We start from the raw sequence: 4,479 nt of genomic DNA, 5'->3' as shown, positions 1-4,479 counted from the left end.
GTGACTGACCCCAGACCATCCCGCTGGGTTCGCAGTGCCCCGGGTAACAAATCCTTCCGGGGGCCTCGCCCATTCTACGACCGTTCCGGGCAGCGCCTGGTGGGCTCGAACCCGGGTTTCTGTTCCGGGTGGCTGGTTTGCTAGAGTTGGCGATCGCGCGCCGATGAGGCGCGCAACCCACGTCCGGGTGGCGGAATTGGTAGACGCGCTAGCTTGAGGTGCTAGTGGCCCGATAGGGCTGTGGGGGTTCAAGTCCCCCCTCGGACACGAGCAGGACCCTCGTACTCTCGCCGGTACGGGGGTCTTGTGCTGTTCGACGACCCACAGCTCGCGACGGTCCATCGATGCATCGCCACCTCCCCGGCGGGTGGGGTCCCCACCCGGGGCGTGAGGGACGCGAGTGGTCGCGGCTGACGGCGATGGCGTGCCGCCTGAGCCGGTTCGAGAACCGACCATATGCTCGGGTGCCGCCCGGGCTATCAGAGATCACGCAGCACACGAGACTGCTGCCAGACGATGGAGCGTCGAGACACATGCACGGAACGAGTCCGATGGGCTTCTGGGAGGCAGTCGACGTTCTCTCCGAGCGTGAAGGAACCACCGACCAGGCAGGACGCACGGAGGAGAGCGTTCGGTTCCTGGCAGCGATCATCTCGCTCACGACGCTCGTCCTGGCCGCTGTGCCGTTGGTGCTCCTGGATCCCGAGCGCGTCGATGGTCTGCCGATGCTGCTGGCGCTGTTCCTCTTCCCGATGACTGCCGGGGGCTTGATCATCGACCTGATCGTGCTCGGCAGGCTCCGGCACGAAGAACCTCGCTGGACCCTGTTGTGGTGGCCGATCGTCGTTCTCCCAGCGGGTCTGCTCATCATGAGTATCGGGCCGATGCTCGCCTACCCCGACTACTTCGAGGTGAGCGGCTTCTCGAGTGCCATCGGGGTCATGGTGACGTTCGCAGTGCTCGCGTTCCTCGGCCTCGGATTCAGCTTCCTGCTGTGGATCCTGGTCGTGTTCCCCCTTCGAGTGCTGGGGCTGGCAGCATTCGACGCCGTTCGCGGCGAACGCGTCGCAGCCGGCAGGTGGTGTGCACCGCTCGCCCTTCTCGCGGTACCGACCATCAGTCTGTTGGCCGTTGCCAGCCTCACTGACATGGAGTCCAGCAGGGCAGCCGGCGGACAGGTCGTGCTGGCTCTGCTCGGCATTCCCGGGAACTACGAGATCGTCTGGGGGCCGGGACTCTGGATCGTCCGCGGCATCACGCTCGCAGTCGTCGGGAGCGCGATCTGGGCACGTGGCGCATCACGTGTGCGCGGCAATCTGCCACGCCGCTGATACGACCGGCACGCGCCCTCTCCGTGACTGGGCCAGCGGACCAGATCGGTCCCCACGGTCGTGCCGACAGCCGGTGGCTGGTCAGTGGCGCCTGGACGCCTGCGCTGACTGCACGAGGGTGAGCACGAGCCCGAGCGCACCGACCGCCATCAGGATGTAGCCGACGACGCCGATATCGATCCACGACACGGCGTCGGGCTGCACGGCGTACGCCAGCACGGCACCGATGGCGAGCAGGAACAGCGATGCACCCAGTGACATGCGGGGGACCTCCAGGTCGTGGGGGAGTTGCTGCCGGACAACCTACCCCGAAGTAGGCACTCGTGCCCACGGATGGCGCGCCGGGCGAGGCGGCGGTCCTGACGCGTGTGGGAATACGCTGAAGTACAGACGGATTGACATGAGTGATCGTTCAACTACAGTGCCCGGGGCGCCGGGCGGGAGGACCACCATGACCGAGCAGCAGACCTCCGACGGTACGCCGGAGCAGCAGGTCGAGTTCGGGCTCGACACCTTCGGTGACGTCCCCCAGGGTCCCGACGGAGGGCTCCTCTCCCACGCCGACGCCATCCGTCAGGTGCTCGACGAGGCTGTCCTCGCCGACCAGGTCGGGGTCGACGTCATCGCGTTGGGGGAGCACCACCGCTCCGACTTCGCGATCTCCAGCCCCGAGACGGTCCTGGCAGGCATCGCGACCCGGACCGAGCGCATCAAGCTCGCCTCGGGCGTGACGGTCCTGTCCTCCGACGACCCCGTGCGCGTCTTCCAGCGGTTCGCGACGCTCGATGCACTCTCGAACGGCCGGGCACAGCTCATCCTCGGGCGCGGTTCGTTCACCGAGTCCTTCCCCCTGTTCGGGTACGACCTCGCGGACTACGACACGCTCTTCGAGGAGAAGCTCGAGCTGTTCGTGAAGCTGCTCGACGAGAAGCCCGTCACCTGGTCGGGCACCACCCGCGCACCGCTGCAGGAAGCCGATCTCTACCCCAAGACCGACTCCGGCCGACTCGACACGTGGGTGGGAGTCGGGGGATCGCCGCAGTCCGTCGTGCGGACGGCCAAGCACGGGCTGCCCCTCATGCTCGCCATCATCGGAGGCTCACCGGAGCGCTTCGCGCCGTACACCCAGCTCTACCGGCGCGCGACGGACCAGTTCGGCACGACGGCACATCCGATCGGCATGCACTCACCGGGGTTCGTCGCCGACACCGACGAGGCGGCCGCGAAGATCGTCTGGCCGCACTACAAGGCACAGCGCGACCGGATCGGCGCCGAGCGCGGCTGGCCGCCGGTCACGCCTCAGCAGTACGAGCAGGAGATCGCCCACGGCTCCCTCTACCTCGGGTCGCCGGAGACGGTGGCACAGAAGATGGCGCGTGCGATCACGGCGCTCGGTGTCGGACGGTTCGACATGATCTACACCAGCGGTCCCGTGCCCGCACCGGATCGGCTCCGCTCCGTGGAGCTCTACGGGAGCGAGGTCATCCCACGTGTGCGCGAGCTCCTCGCGGCCGAGCAGGCCCGAGCGACGTCATGACGACGCTCGGCATCCTCGGCGCAGGGAAGGTGGGGACGGTCCTCGCCCGGCTCGCCCTGGCCGCCGGGCACGACGTGCTCATCGCCGGGTCCGGCCCCGCCGAGGACATCGCGCTCACCGTCGACGTGCTCGCGCCCGGTGCCGTCGCGACGACCGCCGACCGCGCGGCCCGCGACGCCGACGTCGTTCTCCTGGCGCTGCCCCTCGGCAAGATCGACACCCTTCCCGTCGCGGCACTGGCCGGGAAGATCGTGATCGACGCCATGAACCACTGGTGGGAGGTGGACGGCCCACGCCCGGACCTCACCGACCCGCGCACGTCCACCAGCGAGGTCGTGCAGAGCCGACTGCCGGCATCGCGTGTGGTCAAGGCGTTCAACCACATGGGCTACCACGACCTCGACGAGGGAGCGCGACCAGCGGGGACGGCGGGACGTCGGGCGATCGCCGTCGCCGGGGACGACGCGCAGGCCGTCTCCGGTGTGAGCCGGATCGTCGACGACCTCGGTTTCGATCCGCTGCCGCTGGACTCCCTGGCGCACGGCGTGCGTCTTGAGCCCGGCACCGAGCCGTTCGGGGCCGATGTCGGGCTCGACGAGCTGCGAGCGATGATCGAGCGGTTCCCCCACTCCGACCGTGGGCGCGAGGTGGCCGCGGTGCGTTCCTGACCCCAGAGGGGTCGCCCGTGGTCAGCGGGGTGGGGGAGCGTCCCCGCGACGACTGCTCATCAACATGAGCGACAGGAGCAGCCCGAGCACGCCGACCGCCAGCAGGATGTAGCCCACCATCGTCAGGTCGATGCCGTTGATGGCGTCCGTCACGGCGAACGCGAGGATCGCTCCGACCGCGATCATGAACAGTGATCCACCGATCTGCATGATGACTCCCTCCGTCGTGGTTCGGTTCCACGATGGCGTGAGTGGACCGAAGGCGCACGTCGGACGGTTGGGGATCGATGTTCGGTCGCGGCGGGGCCGGGTCCGCAGGTGGGGCCGACGTGGTCTCGATACGCCGCGACCGCCGAGGATCTGGAGGGTTGTCGTCACTCGAGCTCCGAGGGTGGGCAGGCGCATCCCCGAGCCGTGGGACCCGAGGTCTAGACGGGGAGCAGGCGGGAGACGAAGCGCGAGAGCTGTTCCACCGTCGCGCACTCGCGCATCTCCACGACCTCGGCGTACGTCGGCGCGATGGAGTCGCCGAGCCCCCAGCGCGACTCGTGCTCCGGGTTGAGCCAGAAGATCCGCTTGGACCGCTCGGCGATGCGGTGCAGCGCGTCCAGGTTGGCCGGCTGGTTGTTGTTCCGTGCATCGCCGAGGACCAGCACGCTCGTCCTCGGACCCACCGCGTCGAGGTGCTTCTCCACGAAGTCACCGAACGCCTCCCCGTAGTCGCTGCTGGTGTGCCACTTCGTGACGCGGGCCTGCTCGGCGATCGCAGCGGCCGGGTCGTCGGCCTCCTTGACCAGCTCGGTCACCTCGGCGGTGGCGTTGACGAACGCGAAGACGCGGATGCGGCTGAACTGGTCGCTCAGCGCGCGGACCAGCAGCATCGTGAAGCTGGAGAAGCCGGAGACCGAGCCCGAGACGTCGCACAGCAGCACCAGCTCCGGAC

General features: G+C 68.5%; 5 protein-coding genes, 1 tRNA gene and 1 pseudogene. 4 read left to right on the top strand and 3 right to left on the bottom strand.

The genetic code is table 11. The annotated features are described in order from the left end of the window. Positions 1 to 181: 181 nt before the first annotated feature. Positions 182 to 267 (top strand) — tRNA-Leu (locus ACOJSN_RS07905). Between the two features lie 266 nt (positions 268 to 533). Further along, positions 534 to 1,331: a hypothetical protein gene (locus ACOJSN_RS07900; RefSeq protein WP_420111956.1), complete on the top strand. Its 798-nt coding sequence runs from the start codon at positions 534 to 536 to the stop codon at positions 1,329 to 1,331. A gap of 81 nt (positions 1,332 to 1,412) precedes the next feature. Here ACOJSN_RS07900 and ACOJSN_RS07895 read toward each other — a convergent pair. Then, positions 1,413 to 1,610: pseudogene (locus ACOJSN_RS07895) on the bottom strand (DUF6458 family protein); the annotation flags it as partial. A gap of 172 nt (positions 1,611 to 1,782) precedes the next feature. On the opposite strand from ACOJSN_RS07895, the gene ACOJSN_RS07890 reads away from it, so the two are divergent. Together ACOJSN_RS07890 and ACOJSN_RS07885 are read left to right on the top strand one after the other, a co-directional pair. Next, the gene (locus ACOJSN_RS07890) at positions 1,783 to 2,868 is read left to right on the top strand and encodes an LLM class flavin-dependent oxidoreductase (protein ID WP_420111955.1); all 1,086 of its coding nucleotides are present in this window, start codon (positions 1,783 to 1,785) and stop codon (positions 2,866 to 2,868) included. After that, the gene (locus ACOJSN_RS07885; RefSeq protein WP_420111954.1) at positions 2,865 to 3,536 is read left to right on the top strand and encodes an NADPH-dependent F420 reductase; all 672 of its coding nucleotides are present in this window, start codon (positions 2,865 to 2,867) and stop codon (positions 3,534 to 3,536) included. The genes ACOJSN_RS07890 and ACOJSN_RS07885 overlap by 4 nt, the downstream gene beginning before the upstream one ends. A gap of 21 nt (positions 3,537 to 3,557) precedes the next feature. Here the strand turns inward: ACOJSN_RS07885 and ACOJSN_RS07880 are convergent, their stop codons facing one another. Both ACOJSN_RS07880 and ACOJSN_RS07875 read right to left on the bottom strand, forming a co-directional pair. Beyond that, complete coding sequence (locus tag ACOJSN_RS07880; protein ID WP_420111953.1) at positions 3,558 to 3,746, bottom strand: DUF6458 family protein; 189 nt, start codon at positions 3,744 to 3,746, stop codon at positions 3,558 to 3,560. Positions 3,747 to 3,964: 218 nt separating this feature from the next. Next, positions 3,965 to 4,479: VWA domain-containing protein (locus ACOJSN_RS07875; RefSeq protein ID WP_420111952.1), on the bottom strand; the 515-nt coding region annotated here is incomplete at its 5' end.

Origin of the sequence: Pseudactinotalea sp., from assembly GCF_048594945.1 — a bacterium.
Taxonomy (GTDB): domain Bacteria; phylum Actinomycetota; class Actinomycetes; order Actinomycetales; family Beutenbergiaceae; genus Pseudactinotalea.
This window is presented reverse-complemented; position numbering and strand designations above follow the sequence as displayed.

Coding starts and splice junctions, on each gene's coding strand:
- ACOJSN_RS07885 (WP_420111954.1), top strand. CDS start 2,865: ATGACGACGCTCGGCATCCTCGGCGCAGGGAAGGTGGGGACGGTCCTC.
- ACOJSN_RS07900 (WP_420111956.1), top strand. CDS start 534: ATGCACGGAACGAGTCCGATGGGCTTCTGGGAGGCAGTCGACGTTCTC.
- ACOJSN_RS07890 (WP_420111955.1), top strand. CDS start 1,783: ATGACCGAGCAGCAGACCTCCGACGGTACGCCGGAGCAGCAGGTCGAG.
- ACOJSN_RS07880 (WP_420111953.1), bottom strand. CDS start 3,746: ATGCAGATCGGTGGATCACTGTTCATGATCGCGGTCGGAGCGATCCTC.